13 protein-coding genes are annotated in these 14471 nt (G+C 63.6%); 4 read left to right on the top strand and 9 right to left on the bottom strand.

Annotated elements, in window-relative coordinates; genetic code table 11:
- Positions 1-109 precede the first annotated feature (109 nt).
- Entirely contained in the window at positions 110-493 is a 384-nt protein-coding gene (locus tag Q4610_RS06305; RefSeq protein WP_304535143.1) for a hypothetical protein, read from the top strand.
- Between the two features lie 243 nt (positions 494-736).
- Here Q4610_RS06305 and lpdA read toward each other — a convergent pair whose 3' ends face one another.
- The 9 genes from lpdA to Q4610_RS06260 form a co-directional block, all read right to left on the bottom strand.
- Complete coding sequence (lpdA, locus tag Q4610_RS06300) at positions 737-2137, bottom strand: dihydrolipoyl dehydrogenase (RefSeq protein WP_304535142.1); 1401 nt, start codon at positions 2135-2137, stop codon at positions 737-739.
- Positions 2138-2221: 84 nt separating this feature from the next.
- Entirely contained in the window at positions 2222-2488 is a 267-nt protein-coding gene (locus Q4610_RS06295) for a GIY-YIG nuclease family protein (RefSeq protein WP_304535559.1), read from the bottom strand.
- 74 nt (positions 2489-2562) lie between these two features.
- Positions 2563-3816: a 2-oxoglutarate dehydrogenase complex dihydrolipoyllysine-residue succinyltransferase gene (odhB, locus tag Q4610_RS06290; RefSeq protein ID WP_304535141.1), complete on the bottom strand. Its 1254-nt coding sequence runs from the start codon at positions 3814-3816 to the stop codon at positions 2563-2565.
- An 8-nt stretch (positions 3817-3824) separates the two neighbouring features.
- Complete coding sequence (locus Q4610_RS06285) at positions 3825-6620, bottom strand: 2-oxoglutarate dehydrogenase E1 component (RefSeq protein WP_304535140.1); 2796 nt, start codon at positions 6618-6620, stop codon at positions 3825-3827.
- A gap of 89 nt (positions 6621-6709) precedes the next feature.
- On the bottom strand, positions 6710-7594 hold the full coding sequence (gene sucD / locus Q4610_RS06280; RefSeq protein ID WP_066857545.1) for a succinate--CoA ligase subunit alpha: 885 nt from the start codon (positions 7592-7594) through the stop codon (positions 6710-6712).
- A gap of 98 nt (positions 7595-7692) precedes the next feature.
- Complete coding sequence (gene mdh / locus Q4610_RS06275) at positions 7693-8655, bottom strand: malate dehydrogenase (RefSeq protein WP_304535139.1); 963 nt, start codon at positions 8653-8655, stop codon at positions 7693-7695.
- 409 nt (positions 8656-9064) lie between these two features.
- Positions 9065-10177 (bottom strand): cell division protein ZapE, encoded by a 1113-nt coding sequence (gene zapE, locus Q4610_RS06270; protein ID WP_304535138.1) that lies wholly within the window; start codon positions 10175-10177, stop codon positions 9065-9067.
- A complete protein-coding gene (locus Q4610_RS06265; RefSeq protein WP_304535137.1) occupies positions 10174-10635 on the bottom strand; it encodes a PaaI family thioesterase in 462 nt (153 codons plus the stop codon). The genes zapE and Q4610_RS06265 overlap by 4 nt, the downstream gene beginning before the upstream one ends.
- Before the next feature lies 1 nt (position 10636).
- A complete protein-coding gene (locus Q4610_RS06260) occupies positions 10637-11425 on the bottom strand; it encodes a succinate dehydrogenase iron-sulfur subunit (protein WP_304535136.1) in 789 nt (262 codons plus the stop codon).
- A 189-nt stretch (positions 11426-11614) separates the two neighbouring features.
- Between Q4610_RS06260 and Q4610_RS06255 the strand changes: the two genes are divergently transcribed.
- From Q4610_RS06255 to Q4610_RS06245, 3 genes are read left to right on the top strand one after another with little or no spacing between them, the layout of a single operon-like run.
- Complete coding sequence (locus tag Q4610_RS06255; RefSeq protein ID WP_304535135.1) at positions 11615-12694, top strand: glycosyl transferase; 1080 nt, start codon at positions 11615-11617, stop codon at positions 12692-12694.
- 7 nt (positions 12695-12701) lie between these two features.
- Positions 12702-13805 carry a CDP-alcohol phosphatidyltransferase family protein gene (locus Q4610_RS06250; RefSeq protein ID WP_304535134.1) on the top strand — a complete coding sequence of 368 codons (1104 nt, stop codon included), beginning with the start codon at positions 12702-12704 and terminating at the stop codon, positions 13803-13805.
- A complete protein-coding gene (locus Q4610_RS06245) occupies positions 13802-14239 on the top strand; it encodes an HIT family protein (RefSeq protein WP_304535133.1) in 438 nt (145 codons plus the stop codon). Before Q4610_RS06250 ends, Q4610_RS06245 begins: the two co-directional genes overlap by 4 nt.
- The last annotated feature ends 232 nt before the right edge of the window (positions 14240-14471 follow it).

The raw sequence follows: 14471 nt of genomic DNA, 5'->3' as shown, positions 1-14471 counted from the left end.
GCCGGCCTGGGCGTCACGAAACAGTCATGACGCCATTTCAGGGATATGGCGGGAACATCACCGTTTTGCGTTGACGCAACATGTTGCACATGCACATAAAAGGATCACCATGAAACAATATTTTCCCCTTATCGCCGTTGCCAGCCTCACCCTGTTGTCGGCCTGCAACAAGAATGACGAACCTGAAGTCGTGGGCGGCCCCGCCGATCCGATGGCCCAGCAACTCGCCAACGCCGCCCCGGTCGAACTGCCGCCGTCGGTCAAGGCGAACAAGCAGTATCGCTGCAAGGACAACAGCCTGATCTTCGTCGACTTCATGAGCGACGACAAGACCGCGCTGCTGCGCACCGAGAAGAATGGCGCGGCCACTTCGCTGAAAGCCGCCGAAGCCGGCCAGCCCTTCACCGCCGAGGGCGGTTTCGAGGTCAAGGGGTCGGGCGACGACGTCACCATCACGGTGCCGGGCAAGGGCGCGCAGGCCTGCCACGTCTGATCGAACCAGTATCGCGATATCCACAGGCCGGACCTTCACAGGTCCGGCCTTTTTCTTTGGCGATAACATCTGCTCCAAAGCCGGTGCAGTGCGCCAAACACAATCCCTCCTCCCCTGGTCGGGGAGGTGGCGCGCGCAATGCGCATGACGGAGGGGTGTCACCCTCTCGATCGCGGAACGGCCCGAAAAAAAGGCCCCCGCGCTGCGGAGGCCTTGTCCCTTGTCGTCCGGTGCGCAGGCCGATCACATATGAATGGGCTTGCCGGTCACGGCCATCGCCGCTTCCTTGATCGCCTCGCTGTGCGTGGGATGCGCGTGGCAGGTGTAGGCGATATCCTCGCTCGACGCGCCGAACTCCATCGCCTGCGCCGCCTGCGCGATCATCGTGCCCGCCGGAACGGCGATGATCCACACGCCCAGCACCTTGTCGGTTTCGGCGTCGGCGATGATCTTCACGAAGCCGTCCGGCTCATGATTGGTCTTGGCCCGGCTGTTGGCCATCATCGGGAATTTGCCGACCTTGATCGCGCCGCGTTCCTTGGCGGCTTCCTCGGTGAGGCCCACGCCCGCGATTTCCGGCTTGGTATAGACCACCGACGGGATGATCGCATGGTTCACGATGCCGGTCAGGCCCGCGATATTCTCGGCCACGGCGATGCCTTCATCCTCGGCCTTGTGCGCCAGCATCGGGCCGGGGATGACATCGCCGATCGCCCAGACGCCCGGAACCTTCGTGCCGAATTCATGATCTGTCTCGATCTGGCCGCGCGCGTTCAGCTCCAGCCCGATCTTGTCGAGGCCAAGGCCGTCGGTATTGGGACGGCGGCCGATCGACACTAGAACCACATCGGCCTCGATCTTTTCAGCCTCGCCACCAGCGGCCGGCTCGACGGTCAGGGTCACGCCCTTCTTGTGCGCTTCCGCCCCCGTCACCTTGGTGCCGAGCCGATATTCGAAGCCCTGCTTCCTGAAGATCTTGTTGGCTTCCTTGCGCACTTCGCCGTCCATGCCGGGCAGGATCTGGTCGAGATATTCGACGACCGTGACCTTCGCGCCCAGCCGCTTCCAGACGCTGCCCAGTTCAAGGCCGATAACGCCGCCGCCGACCACGACCAGATGCCCCGGCACCTTGTCCAGTTCCAGCGCGCCGGTCGAATCGACGATTTTGCCGCCTGCATTATCGACCGTGACGCCGGGCAGCGGCGTGACCGACGATCCGGTGGCGATGACGATATTCTTCGCCGTCACCGTTTCGCCCGCGATCTCGACCGTGTTGGCGCCGGTGAAGCTGGCCAGCCCTTTGAGCCAGGTCACCTTGTTCTTCTTGAACAGGAATTCGATGCCGCCGGTCAGGCCCTTGACCGCGTCGATGCGCTGGCCCTGCATGGTCGGCAGGTCCAGGCTCATCTTGTCGATCTTGACGCCCAGCTTGGCGAGCACGCCGTTGGCAGCCTCGTCATAGAGTTCGGACGCATGCAGCAGCGCCTTCGACGGGATGCAGCCCACATTGAGACAGGTGCCGCCCAGCGTTTCCCGGCTTTCGGCGCAGGCCGTCTTGAGGCCCAGTTGCGCCGCCCGGATCGCGGCGACATAGCCGCCGGGTCCGGCGCCGATCACCAGAACGTCATAATCGAACTCAGCCATCGTTCTTCTTCCTCATTGTGCTCCCACGCACGCAGGAGAACATTAGTCTCTGTGCTCCGGCGAAAGCCGGAGCCTAGGGCGTCATCAGAACAGCGTCTCGAACAAATCCAGCCAACGCGGATTTTCCCGTTCGATCAACGTGATCTTCCAGGCACGTTTCCATTTTTTCATCTGCAATTCGCGCTGTCGTGCCTCTTGCAGATCATCAAATGCTGCGAACCACACCAACATGGTGCAGCCATGTTCCTTCGTAAAGCCATCCACCAGAGCGTTGCGATGCTGATATGCCCGGCCAGCCAGATCGCTTGTGACACCCAGATAGAGGGTGCCGTTGCGTCTGCTGGCCATCAGATAGACATATCCCGCTTTCGTTGCGCATCTCCGTCCTGGGCTCCTGCTTTCGCAGGAGCACTTTTGCCTTTGGCTTACAGGTCGATCAGCAGCCGGGTCGGATCTTCGATCGCGTTCTTCACCGCGACCAGGAACGTCACCGCTTCACGACCGTCGATCAGGCGATGATCGTAGCTCAGCGCCAGATACATCATCGGGCGGATCACGATCTGTCCATCGCGCACGACCGGGCGGTCCTCGATCCGGTGCAGGCCCAGCACCGCCGACTGGGGCGGGTTGATGATCGGGGTGGACATCAGCGAACCGAACACGCCGCCGTTGGAGATGGTGAAGGTGCCGCCCTTCATGTCCTCCATCGTCAGCTTGCCTTCCTTGGCCTTCTTGCCAAAGTCGCCGATGGTCTTTTCGATACCCGCGACGCTCAGCGATTCGGCGTTGCGGATGACCGGGACGACCAGGCCCGTGGGGGCCGACACCGCGACGGAAATGTCGCAGAAGTCGTTATAGACGATCTCGTCGCCCTCGATCTGGCCGTTGACGCCCGGAATATCCTTGAGCGCCATGCACACGGCCTTGGTGAAGAAGCCCATGAAGCCCAGGCGCACGCCATGCTTCTTCTCGAACAGGTCCTTATATTTCGCCCGCGCCTCGATCACGTTGGTCATGTCGACATCGTTGAAGGTCGTCAGCAGCGCGGCATTGTTCTGCGCTTCCTTCAGGCGCTTGGCGACGGTCTGGCGCAGGCGGGTCATCTTCACCCGTTCCTGCTTGCGGCTGGGACCGGCGGCAGGCGCATCTGCGGCAGGCGCAGCGGCGGGGGTCGCGGCGGCGGCCCTGGCGGTGCCGGCGGCGACCGCGGCCATGACATCATCCTTGGTCAGGCGGCCATCCTTGCCCGTGCCCTTGATCTTGCTGGGGTCAAGGCCATGTTCCAGCACCAGGCGGCGGACCGCCGGTGACAGGGTCAGGTTGCCGCCATCATCCTCGTCCGACGCGGCGGGCGCGGAAGCGGCGGGCGCGGGCGCTGCGGCTTCCGCCTTCGCGGCAGGGGCAGCCGCAGGGGCGGCAGCGGGCGCCGCGCCAGCCGCCGCACCTTCGTTGATATAGGCCAGCAGCGCGCCGACATTCACCGTGTCGCCTTCCTTGGCGATGATGTCGCCCAGCGTGCCGGCGACCGGGGCCGGCACGTCGACCGCGACCTTGTCGGTTTCCAGGGACACGACCGGCTCGTCGGCCTTGACCGCCTCACCGGGCTTCTTGAGCCACTGGCCAACGGTTGCTTCGGTAACGGATTCGCCCAGTGTTGGGACTTTGACTTCGGTAGCCATGAGCTTGTTCAGCCTTTCTTCTGGCGACGGATTTCTTCACGCACGCTGTGACCCAGCGCATCGGCGACGAGGGCGCCCTGTTCGGCGACATGACGTTTGGCCAGGCCCGTGGCGGGCGAGGCCGACGCCTTGCGGCCGGCATAGCGGGCGCGCATGGGCGCCTTGCCGGCCTTGGCCAGCGCTTCCTCGATATAGGGTTCCACGAAGAACCAGGCGCCGTTGTTGCGCGGTTCCTCCTGACACCAGACGACATCCTCCAGCCCGGTCATGCGCGCGATGCGCGTGGCCAGGGCGTCGGTTGCGAACGGATAGATCTGTTCGATCCGAACGATCTGCACGTCCGTATCGCCAGCCGCGTCGCGCGCTTCCATCAGGTCGTAAAACACCTTGCCGGAACACAGGACCAGTCGTTTCGTTTCCTTGTCGGCCGCCCCGTTGGGATCGGACAGGATGCGCTTGAACTGGGTATCGCCCAGGAAATCCTGCGCCTTGCTGACCGCACTTTTATGCCGCAACAACGACTTGGGCGCCATGATGATCAGCGGCTTGCGGAAAGGCCGCAGCATCTGGCGACGCAATGCATGGAAATAATTGGCCGGGGTCGTGATGTTCGCGACCTGGATATTGCCTTCGGCGCAAAGCTGGAGATAGCGTTCCAGACGGGCCGAACTATGTTCCGGTCCCTGCCCTTCATAGCCGTGCGGCAGCAGGCAGACGAGGCCGTTGGACCGCAGCCATTTGGTTTCCGACGATGCGATATACTGGTCGAAGATGATTTGCGCGCCGTTGGCGAAGTCGCCGAACTGCGCTTCCCAGATCACCAGGCTCTTGGGGTCCGCCAGCGCGAACCCATATTCGAAGCCCAGCACGCCATATTCGCTCAGCGGGCTGTCCAGCACCTCGAACCGGCCGTGCGGCACGGTCGACAACGGGATATATTTGGCTTCCGTATCCTGATCGGTCCAGACCGCATGCCGCTGGCTGAACGTGCCACGCCCGGAATCCTGTCCCGACAGGCGCACGCCATAGCCTTCCGACAATAGCGAGCCGAAGGCCAGCGCCTCGCCGGTCGCCCAGTCGAAATTCTCGCCGGTCTTGAACATCTCCGCCTTGGCGTCGAGCACGCGCTTCAACGTCTTGTGGACATTATGGCCTTGCGGCACAGTGGTCAGCGTCTTGCCCAGACTGTCGAACAGCTTGGTGCTGATCGCCGATTCCACGCTCTGGCGCGTGGTTTCCGCGTCAGCCGGCTTGTGCAGGCCCGACCAGCGACCGGCGAACCAGTCGGCCTTGTTGGGCTTGTAGCTCTTGGCCGCCTCGAACTCGTCCTCCAGATGATTGACGAAGTCGCCCGTCACCTTGTTGACATAATCGTCGTCGACGACGCCTTCATTCTTCAGCCGTGCCGAATATACGTCGCTGACCGGCGGATGCTGGCGAATCTTCGCATACATTTGCGGCTGGGTGAAACCCGGTTCGTCGCCTTCATTATGGCCAAAGCGGCGATAGCACCACATGTCGATCACGATGTCGCGATGGAAGGTCTGGCGATATTCCATCGCCAGCTTGCAGGCGAAAGTCACGGCTTCGGGATCATCGCCATTGACGTGCAGGATCGGCGCCTGGACGCCCTTGGCCACGTCGGACGGATAAGGCGAGCCGCGCGAAAATTGCGGGCTGGTGGTGAAACCGATCTGGTTGTTGACGATGAAGTGGATGCAACCGCCGGTATTGTAGCCGGGCACGCCCGAAAAGCCGAGGCATTCCCACACGATGCCCTGGCCGGCGAAGGCCGCGTCGCCATGGATCAGCACCGGCAGCACCTGGTCATGCCGTTCCAGATCGTCGCGGAAGGTCTGCTGCGCGCGAACCTTGCCCAGCACGACGGGATCGACCGTTTCCAGATGCGACGGGTTGGGCACCAGCGACATGTGCACCTTGATGCCGTCGAACTCGCGATCGGTCGACGTGCCCAGATGATATTTCACGTCGCCCGACCCGCCGACATCCTCAGGATTGGCGGTGCCACCCGAAAATTCGTGGAAGATGACGCGAAAGCCCTTGGCCATCACATTGGCCAGCACGTTCAGGCGGCCGCGATGCGCCATGCCGAACACGATTTCGCGCACGCCCGACTGGCCGCCATATTTGATGACGGCTTCGAGCGCGGGAATCATCGATTCGCCACCATCCAGGCCAAAGCGCTTGGTGCCGACATATTTGCGGCCCAGGAACTTTTCATACTGCTCGCCCTGGATGACCTTGGCCAGGATCGCCTTCTTGCCTTCGGGCGTGAACTGGATTTCCTTGTCCTTGCCCTCCAGCCGGTCTTGCAGGAAACGGCGTTCCTCCACATCGGCGATGTGCATATATTCCAGGCCGACATTGCCGCAATAATTGGCGCGCAGGATCGCCACGATCTCCGCCACCGTGGCATATTGCACGCCCAGCGTTCCACCCAGATAGACCTTCTTGGCGGGATCGGTCAGGCCATGATATTCAGGTGTCAGGTCGGCCGGCAAGTCGCGCTTGGTCAGGCCCAGCGGGTCGAGATTGGCGGCCAGATGGCCACGCACGCGATAGGTGCGGATCAACATCTGCGCGCGGATGGCGTCGTCGGCGGCGGCGACCGCATCGCTGTCCGACACAGGCTTGCCCGCGCCCTTGGCGGCGGCCTTCACGGCGATCTGCATCTGCGTGGGGTCAAGCGCCCCGGTCAGATCGTCCGTATCCGTCAGCGGCCAGTTGTCACGCGCCCAGCTAGGGCCACGCTCGATCTCAAATTCCTGGTTCTCGTAACCCATCGTCCGTCCCATCCCAGCCGCGTGCAGTCGCGGATACGGGAGAATCGTGGCCGGGGTGCAGCCCGGCCACTCCATATGTAGGAGTTATCTTACCCCTTCAAGACTTCAACCAGCGTCGAACCCAGTTCGGACGGGCTGGCCGCAACCTTGATGCCGGCGGCTTCCATCGCCGCGATCTTGCTTTCCGCGTCGCCCTTGCCGCCCGACACGATCGCGCCGGCATGGCCCATGCGACGGCCCGGAGGCGCCGTGCGACCGGCGATGAAGCCGGCCATCGGCTTCTTGCGCCCCTTCTTGGCCTCATCGATCAGGAACTGGGCCGCCTGCTCTTCCGCGTCGCCGCCGATTTCACCGATCATGATGATCGATTCGGTCGCGTCGTCGGCCAGGAACAGTTCCAGCACGTCGATGAAGTTGGTGCCGTTGACCGGGTCGCCGCCGATGCCGACCGCGGTGGTCTGGCCCAGGCCAGCATTGGTCGTCTGGAACACGGCTTCATAGGTCAGCGTGCCCGAACGCGACACGACGCCGACCGAACCCTTGGAGAAGATCGAACCGGGCATGATGCCGATCTTGCATTCATTGGGGGTCAGCACGCCGGGGCAGTTCGGGCCGATCAGGCGCGACTTGCTGCCCGACAGGGCGCGCTTCACGCGCACCATGTCCAGCACCGGGATACCTTCGGTGATGCAGACGATCAGCGGGATTTCCGCATCGATCGCTTCCAGGATCGAATCAGCCGCGAATGGCGGCGGCACGTAGATGACCGAGGCGTCGGCGCCGGTCTTGCTCTTGGCTTCGGCGACCGTGTCGAACATGGGCAGGCCGATATGGGTCGTGCCGCCCTTGCCCGGCGTCACGCCGCCGACCATCTGCGTGCCGTATGCCAGCGCCTGTTCGGTGTGGAAGGTGCCGGTGGCACCGGTCATACCCTGGGTAATGACCTTGGTGTTCTTGTTCACCAGAATGGACATGCGTGTCCCTTTTCTTCTGTGGAAGTGGCACTTGGGGTCGAGAGCGCCCCGTCCCAGGCTGCGCACTTACCTGGGACGAAACGGTGCAGCTTTTTGGCTCAGGCGAGCGAGGGGTCGATGCCCTTGCACGCTTCCAGCAATTCCTTGACGGCATCGACCGACACCTGGAGGTTCGCCTTGGCTTCGTCATTCAGCGCGATCTCTACGATCTGCTCGACGCCGCCCTTGCCGATGATCACCGGCACGCCGACATAGAGATTGTCGACGCCATATTGGCCGGTCAGGTTGGCGGCGCAGGGCAGCAGGCGCTTCTTGTCGCCCAGATAGGCTTCGGCCATCGCGATCGCACTGGTGGCAGGCGCGTAGAAGGCCGATCCGGTCTTGAGCAGCGCGACGATCTCGCCGCCGCCCGAACGGGTGCGCGCGACGATGGCGTCGATGCGCTCCTGCGTCGAACGGCCCTGCTTGATGAGGTCGGGGACGGGGATACCCGCGACGGTTGAATATTCGATCACCGGGACCATCGTGTCGCCATGGCCGCCCAGCACGAAGCTGGTCACGTCCTTGGCCGACACGTTGAATTCTTCGGCCAGGAAATGGTTGAAGCGCGAGCTGTCGAGCACGCCGGCCATGCCGACGACCTTGTTGTGCGGCAGGCCCGAAAATTCGCGCAGCGCCCACACCATCGCGTCGAGCGGGTTGGTGATGCAGATGACGAAAGCGTCGGGCGCGTTGGCGGCGATGCCCTCGCCAACGGCCTTCATGACTTTCAGGTTGATGCCCAGCAGGTCGTCGCGGCTCATGCCCGGCTTGCGGGCGACACCGGCGGTGACGATGATGACATCCGCGCCCGCAATGTCGGCATAGTCATTGCTGCCGGTGATCTTGGCGTCGAAGCCTTCGACCGACGCGCATTGCGACAGGTCGAGCGCCTTGCCCTGCGGCACGCCCTCTACAACGTCGAACAGGACGATATCGCCCAGACCTTTCAGCGCCGCGAGGTGCGCCAGCGTGCCACCGATATTGCCTGCGCCGATCAGCGCGATCTTGTTACGGGCCATATGCTTGTCATCCTCCAAGTCATGACTATTGGAATTGTGGCCCGCCTACGCCCATCGGACGGGGGTTTCAACCGCCGAAGTCCCCGAAGGACAAATTATCTTTGCAATTCATTCGCAGTTGCATTAAAGAGATAGCACAGCCTGTCGCTCTGCACTTCTACCCTGGTCCAGAGCCTTCCCTGCAGTGCTATCCTGCCGGGCGCCTTTTCCTCCTCAAAGGCGCCCGGCCTGTTTTCCTGTATGAAAATTGCGCCTTCATGCATGGCGCGCGCATCAACATACGGGCGGACAGCGCCCACCGATGCGTGATGTCGACCATGATGACAGCGCAACATGCGCCTGCAACGGCAGGCGCCCGCGCCCGGTTCTTCCGTCTGGCTGGTCCCGCCTTCGCGAGAGCAGGAATCGCCTATTTGGGTCCGTGCCCCAGCGCCAGATAGTCGTCCGACTGCATTTCCATCAGCCGCGACACGGTGCGCTCGAACTCGAACGCGCCATCGCCTTGCGGATAGAGGCGTGCAGGGGCGGCGTCGGCCGACGCCAGCAGCTTGACCTTATATTCGTAGAGCGAATCGATCAGCGTCACGAAGCGCGCCGCCTCATTGCGGTTTTCCGGCCCCAGCACCGGGATGCCGACGATGATGACCGTATGATATTTGCGGGCGATCGCCAGATAGTCGGGCGCGCCCCGCGCCTCGACGCACAGCCGCTTGAAGGAAAAGACGGCAACGCCCTTCAGGCTCTTGGGCACATGCAGGATGCGGCCGCCCTGCACCGGGATATCCTCCGACGGCACATGGGCGCGGTCGGACGGCGGATAGTCGGTCAGGCGAAAGAAAGCGGTGCTGAGCGCCTGGGTCGCCGCATCGCCATTGGGACAATGCCACAGCGTCGCGTCGCCCAATCGGTCGCGCCGGTAATCGACCGGGCCATTGAGCGTCATCACGTCCAGCTTCGCCTTGATCAGGTCGATGAAGGGCAGGAAAAGCTGGCGATTGAGGCCATTCTTGTACAATTCGTCGGGCACGCGGTTGGACGTGGTGACGATCGTTACCCGCTTTTCCAGCAGGCCCGTGAACAGCCGCGACATGATCGCCGCGTCGGCCATGTTGTTCACGACCATCTCGTCGAAGCAGAGCAGCCGCGCCTCATCCGCCAGCGACTCGACCACCGGCGGGATCGGGTCGCCCGTCTCCGACTTGCGCGCCTGCGCCAGCCGGGCATGCACGTCGAGCATGAACTCGTGGAAATGGGCGCGCGTCTTGCGCTGGACATGCACCGTGTCGAAGAACAGGTCCATCAGCATCGATTTGCCGCGCCCGACTCCGCCCCACATATAGAGGCCACGCGGCGGCTCCGGCGGCTTGCGCAACAGTTTCCACAATGTCGATCCGCGTGCCGGAACCGCCTCCAGTTCCTGCTGGAGCCGGTCGAGTCGCGCCGCCGCCGCCCGCTGGTCGGGATCGGGCCGCAATTCGCCCGCGGCGACCAGCGCATCATAACGGGCAAGCACGGTCGTCATCGGGCCGCGGGCGCCTTCCGCAGGGTCGCCGTGGAGGCCGCCACCGCATCGCCATTCTGGGTCATCAGCATCCGCAGGAACATGAGCCGCCCGGTTTCGCGCAGCAACTCCACCTCCGCGACCAGATCCGGCCCGACCTTCCCCGCGCCCAGATATTGCATGGTCAGGTCGAGCGTCACGCCGTTCACCTGCGCATGATGCCCCATCATCCAGACCCCCGCAAAATAGGCATGGTCCGCAAAGGCGGCCAGAAAGCCGCCATGCAATGTGTCGAGCCGGTTGCGATGGCCAAGCCGGGTTTCCAGCGCCACCAGCGCCCTGCCCGGCGCGACGGCGCGCATATAGCCCTGCCCCATCGCCTGAAGGAAGGTGTCGGGATGCGGGTCGGACCATGCGGTCCAGCCCGCCCATTTCCCGTCTGCCAGCGGCGCGCCGCCGGCAATGCCGTCACTCGTCAATTCACAACTGCCGTTCGACCATCATCTTCTTGGTTTCGGCAATCGCCTTGGCCGGGCTGAGGCCCTTGGGGCAGACATTGGCGCAGTTCATGATCGTGTGGCAGCGATAGAGGCGGAAGGGATCTTCCAGCTCGTCCAGCCGCTCGCCGGTATATTCGTCGCGGCTGTCTGCCAGCCAGCGATAGGCCTGGAGCAGGATCGCCGGACCCAGGAACTTGTCCGAATTCCACCAGTAGGACGGGCAACTGGTCGAGCAGCAGGCGCACAGGATGCACTCATACAGGCCGTCCAGCTTCTCGCGATCAGCGGGCGACTGGAGCCGCTCCTTGCCCGACGGCGGCGGCGACACGGTTTTCAGCCAGGGCTGGATCGAATTATATTGCGCATAGAAATGCGTGAAATCAGGCACCAGATCCTTGATCACGTCCATGTGCGGCAGCGGCGTGATCTGCACGTCCTTGCCCGCGCATTCATCGATCGCGGTGGTGCAGGCCAGGCCGTTGCGGCCGTTCATGTTCATCGAGCACGACCCGCAAATGCCTTCGCGGCACGACCGGCGGAAGGTCAGCGTGGGATCATATTCATTCTTGATCTTCAGCAGCGCGTCCAGAACCATCGGGCCGCACTGGTCCAGGTCGATCTCGAACGTGTCGTAGCGCGGGTTCTGGCCGGAGTCGGGATCGTAGCGATAGACCTTGAAACTGCGCACCTTGGTCGCGCCGGCGGGTGCGGGGTGGGTCACGCCCTTGCCACTGATCTTGCTGTTCTTGGGCAACGCAAATTCGGCCATCGCTCGTCGAGCCTCTTCGAATATGTCTGTCGGGTGGTGGTCCGCATAACGAAAAATCTGCAAAGGTCCAGCGTCTAGACCATGTTTCTGCACGGCTGGCCCTGGTTGCAACCTGCTTGCCAATCATGGGAGAGCCGCTTGCTTCCTGCACCATCCACGCTACGGCGACACAATCTCCGGGGATATTTCTTGCCGATCGACATCGCCTTTCTCGCCATCGCCGAAGCGCAGCAGCTCTATCACTGGCTGCCCGCCGCGCTGGAACTGGCGCGGCGGGCCGACGTGCGGGTCAGCATATTGTCGCCCTCGGACCAGATACTGGCGCTGGTCGCCAGCTATGATCCGCAGGGGCGGCTCGCCCTCATCCGCCTGCGTCGTCCGCCGTCTCGCCCCGACTCGCTGTTCCGCCAGCCCTCCCGGCTCGCCACCCTGCTGCTCAACTATGCCACCATCGCCCGATTCCCGACTTTGGTGACGACCGAGATCAGCAGCGCCTGGCTGCGCCGCGTGCCGGGCTTTGCCGCGCGCCTCATCCTCATCAAACATGGGGCGGGCGACCGGGAGGGCGGGTACAAGAAGCGTCATGCCGATTTCGACCTGACCTTGGTGGCGGGCGAAAAGGACCGCAACCGCATGATCGAGCGCGGCCTGTGCACGCCCGCAACCGTCGCGGTCGGCGGCTATCCCAAATTCGAGCTGAAAGCATCGCGCCAGCGCTATTTCTACAATGACGACCCGGTGCTGCTCTATAACCCGCATTTCGACCCGGTGCTGTCCTCCTGGATCAACCATGGCCCGCAGATGCTCGCCGCGCTGGAGTCGCTTGTCGGCTGGAACGTCATCATCGCGCCCCATACCAAGCTGGCCCGCACCGCCGCCCCGATCGTCAGCCACGCGCCGCATGTCCGCGTCGACATGGGCAGCCGTCATTCGATCGACATGAGCTATACGATGAGCGCGGACGTGTATCTGGGCGACGTGTCGAGCCAGGTCTATGAATTCCTGCTTCACCCCCGCCCCTGCATTTTCCTGAACCTCGACCATCGCGACGGGTCGGGCGATGCCTTCGCCCACTGGCGGCTGGGGCAGGTGATCGACAGCGCCGACGCCCTGCCGCACGCGCTCGCCCGCGCGAACGACTTGCAACCCGGCTTCCTTGCCGTCCAGGAAGCGGCGATGCAGCAATCGATCGATCTTTCCCCGGTTCCCGCCTCGCAGCGGCAGGCCGACCTTATTGTGAACTTCGCCCGACGCCCCCCTAGTGCATGAGCCATTGATGAGCCAGACGATCACCACCACCCTTGGCCCGGTCCGCCTGCTGGGCGACAACCCCACCCCGATCTGGGGCATGGCCAACGCCGAACGTAACCGCCGCATGGCGGAAAGCGCGGCAAAGACCGGCAGCACGCTGGCGGCGGGGCATGAACTGCTCTTCAACCTGACCTACGCCTTCGACCCGCTGCTGCTGCGGCTGGTGCTGGAAACGCCGGGCACGCTGTTCACCTGGGGCAGCACGCCGATCGTGGGGCAGGTGCCACAGGGCGTCGATCCGCTGACCGCGCCGACCGTCATCGACCTGTCGGACGGCCGCAAACTCTACAACCGCCAGCTCCGCAAGCTGGAACAACCCATGGTGCGCGTGCTTGACCCCGCCACTCGCCGCGCGATCGAGCGACAAAGCTATTTCGGCGCCTACAAGGGCGTCACCGATATCCTGACCAAATATCTCTGGCCCGAACTGGCCCTGGTCCTGACCCGCATCGCCGCGCAGCTCCGCATGACGCCCAACATGGTGTCGGTGATCGGCGTCACCCTCTGCCTGCTCGCCACCTGGCTGTTCGCGCAGGGCATGTTCTGGACCGGCTTCCTGAGCGGCTTCATCTTCATGGTGCTGGACACGGTGGACGGCAAACTCGCCCGCTGCACCATCACATCGTCCAAATGGGGCAATGTGATCGACCATGGCGTCGATCTCGTCCACCCCCCCTTCTGGTGGTATTTCTGGGGGACGGGCCTTGCCTATTGGGGCCTGTCGCTATCCACGCGGGCCTTCACGCTGGTCATGGTCGCGGTGATCGCGGGCTATGTGCTGCAACGGCTGATCGAGGGAATGTTCCTGAAGGATTTCAGGATGGACATCCATGTCTGGCGCCCCTTCGACAGCCGGTTCCGCCTCATCACCGCGCGCCGCAACCCGAACATGGTGATCCTGTTCGTGTCGCTGCTGTTCGCCCGCCCCGACATCGGCCTGATCGCGCTGGCCTGGTGGACGGTCATCTCGCTGATCGTCCACGCCGTCCGCCTGGCGCAGGCCTATGCCGTCCGGCGCAGCGGCAAGGCCATCATCAGTTGGATGGACGAAGCGGAGGCCGCGGCATGAACGCCACCATCGCGAAATTCGGCCACCCCGCGACCCTGATCGCGGAATTCGATCATTGGGTCGTCCTGCTCCGCCCTGCCCAGCCGACCCTGGGGTCGCTCGTGCTGGCGGCCAAGAGCGACGCGACCGCCTTCGGCGACCTGCCCGCCGAGGCTCATGCGGAACTGAAAAGCGTCACCGCCACGATCGAGGCGGCGCTGCGCGGCGCGGTGGACTATGCAAAGATCAACTATCTGATGCTGATGATGGTCGATCCCCATGTCCATTTCCACGTCCTCCCCCGCTATGAGGGCGAACGGAGCGGCGGCGGCGTGACGGTGCCGGACGCCGGCTGGCCGGGCCAGCCGGACCTTGGCACAGCGGTCAAGCTGGACGGCGCGCTGGACGATGTGCGGGACTGGTTGAAGGGCTGGTTCGACGAGGCGGCTGGATAATATCGTCCCCGTCATTGGCGCCCACCGAGCCAATGGCCTGCGAAGCATCGAGCCGTGTTTCCAGGCATTCGAGCGCCTGGGTGAACCACATCATCGCCTGCTTGGACATTTCGACGATGCCGGGACGCAATCGGGGATGCCTTGCGGCGCCTGCGCCAGGCAAAGGGCCAAACGGCCGTTGCGTTGAAGATCGACGGTGTGGCGGTGAAGATGGGACGTGGTGCTGTCGCCC

This window comes from Sphingobium cyanobacteriorum, from assembly GCF_030580935.1.
In the GTDB taxonomy this organism is placed as follows: domain Bacteria; phylum Pseudomonadota; class Alphaproteobacteria; order Sphingomonadales; family Sphingomonadaceae; genus Sphingobium; species Sphingobium cyanobacteriorum.
The sequence above is the reverse complement of the archived record's forward strand: the minus strand, read 5'-3'. Positions and strand labels throughout refer to the sequence as shown.

What these genes read in the sequence shown, in the direction of transcription:
- Q4610_RS06305 (WP_304535143.1), top strand. Translation starts at nt 110, where the DNA reads ATGAAACAATATTTTCCCCTTATCGCCGTTGCCAGCCTCACCCTGTTG.
- lpdA (WP_304535142.1), bottom strand. Translation starts at nt 2,137, where the DNA reads ATGGCTGAGTTCGATTATGACGTTCTGGTGATCGGCGCCGGACCCGGC.
- odhB (WP_304535141.1), bottom strand. Translation starts at nt 3,816, where the DNA reads ATGGCTACCGAAGTCAAAGTCCCAACACTGGGCGAATCCGTTACCGAA.
- Q4610_RS06285 (WP_304535140.1), bottom strand. Translation starts at nt 6,620, where the DNA reads ATGGGTTACGAGAACCAGGAATTTGAGATCGAGCGTGGCCCTAGCTGG.
- sucD (WP_066857545.1), bottom strand. Translation starts at nt 7,594, where the DNA reads ATGTCCATTCTGGTGAACAAGAACACCAAGGTCATTACCCAGGGTATG.
- mdh (WP_304535139.1), bottom strand. Translation starts at nt 8,655, where the DNA reads ATGGCCCGTAACAAGATCGCGCTGATCGGCGCAGGCAATATCGGTGGC.
- zapE (WP_304535138.1), bottom strand. Translation starts at nt 10,177, where the DNA reads ATGACGACCGTGCTTGCCCGTTATGATGCGCTGGTCGCCGCGGGCGAA.
- Q4610_RS06260 (WP_304535136.1), bottom strand. Translation starts at nt 11,425, where the DNA reads ATGGCCGAATTTGCGTTGCCCAAGAACAGCAAGATCAGTGGCAAGGGC.
- Q4610_RS06250 (WP_304535134.1), top strand. Translation starts at nt 12,702, where the DNA reads ATGAGCCAGACGATCACCACCACCCTTGGCCCGGTCCGCCTGCTGGGC.
- Q4610_RS06245 (WP_304535133.1), top strand. Translation starts at nt 13,802, where the DNA reads ATGAACGCCACCATCGCGAAATTCGGCCACCCCGCGACCCTGATCGCG.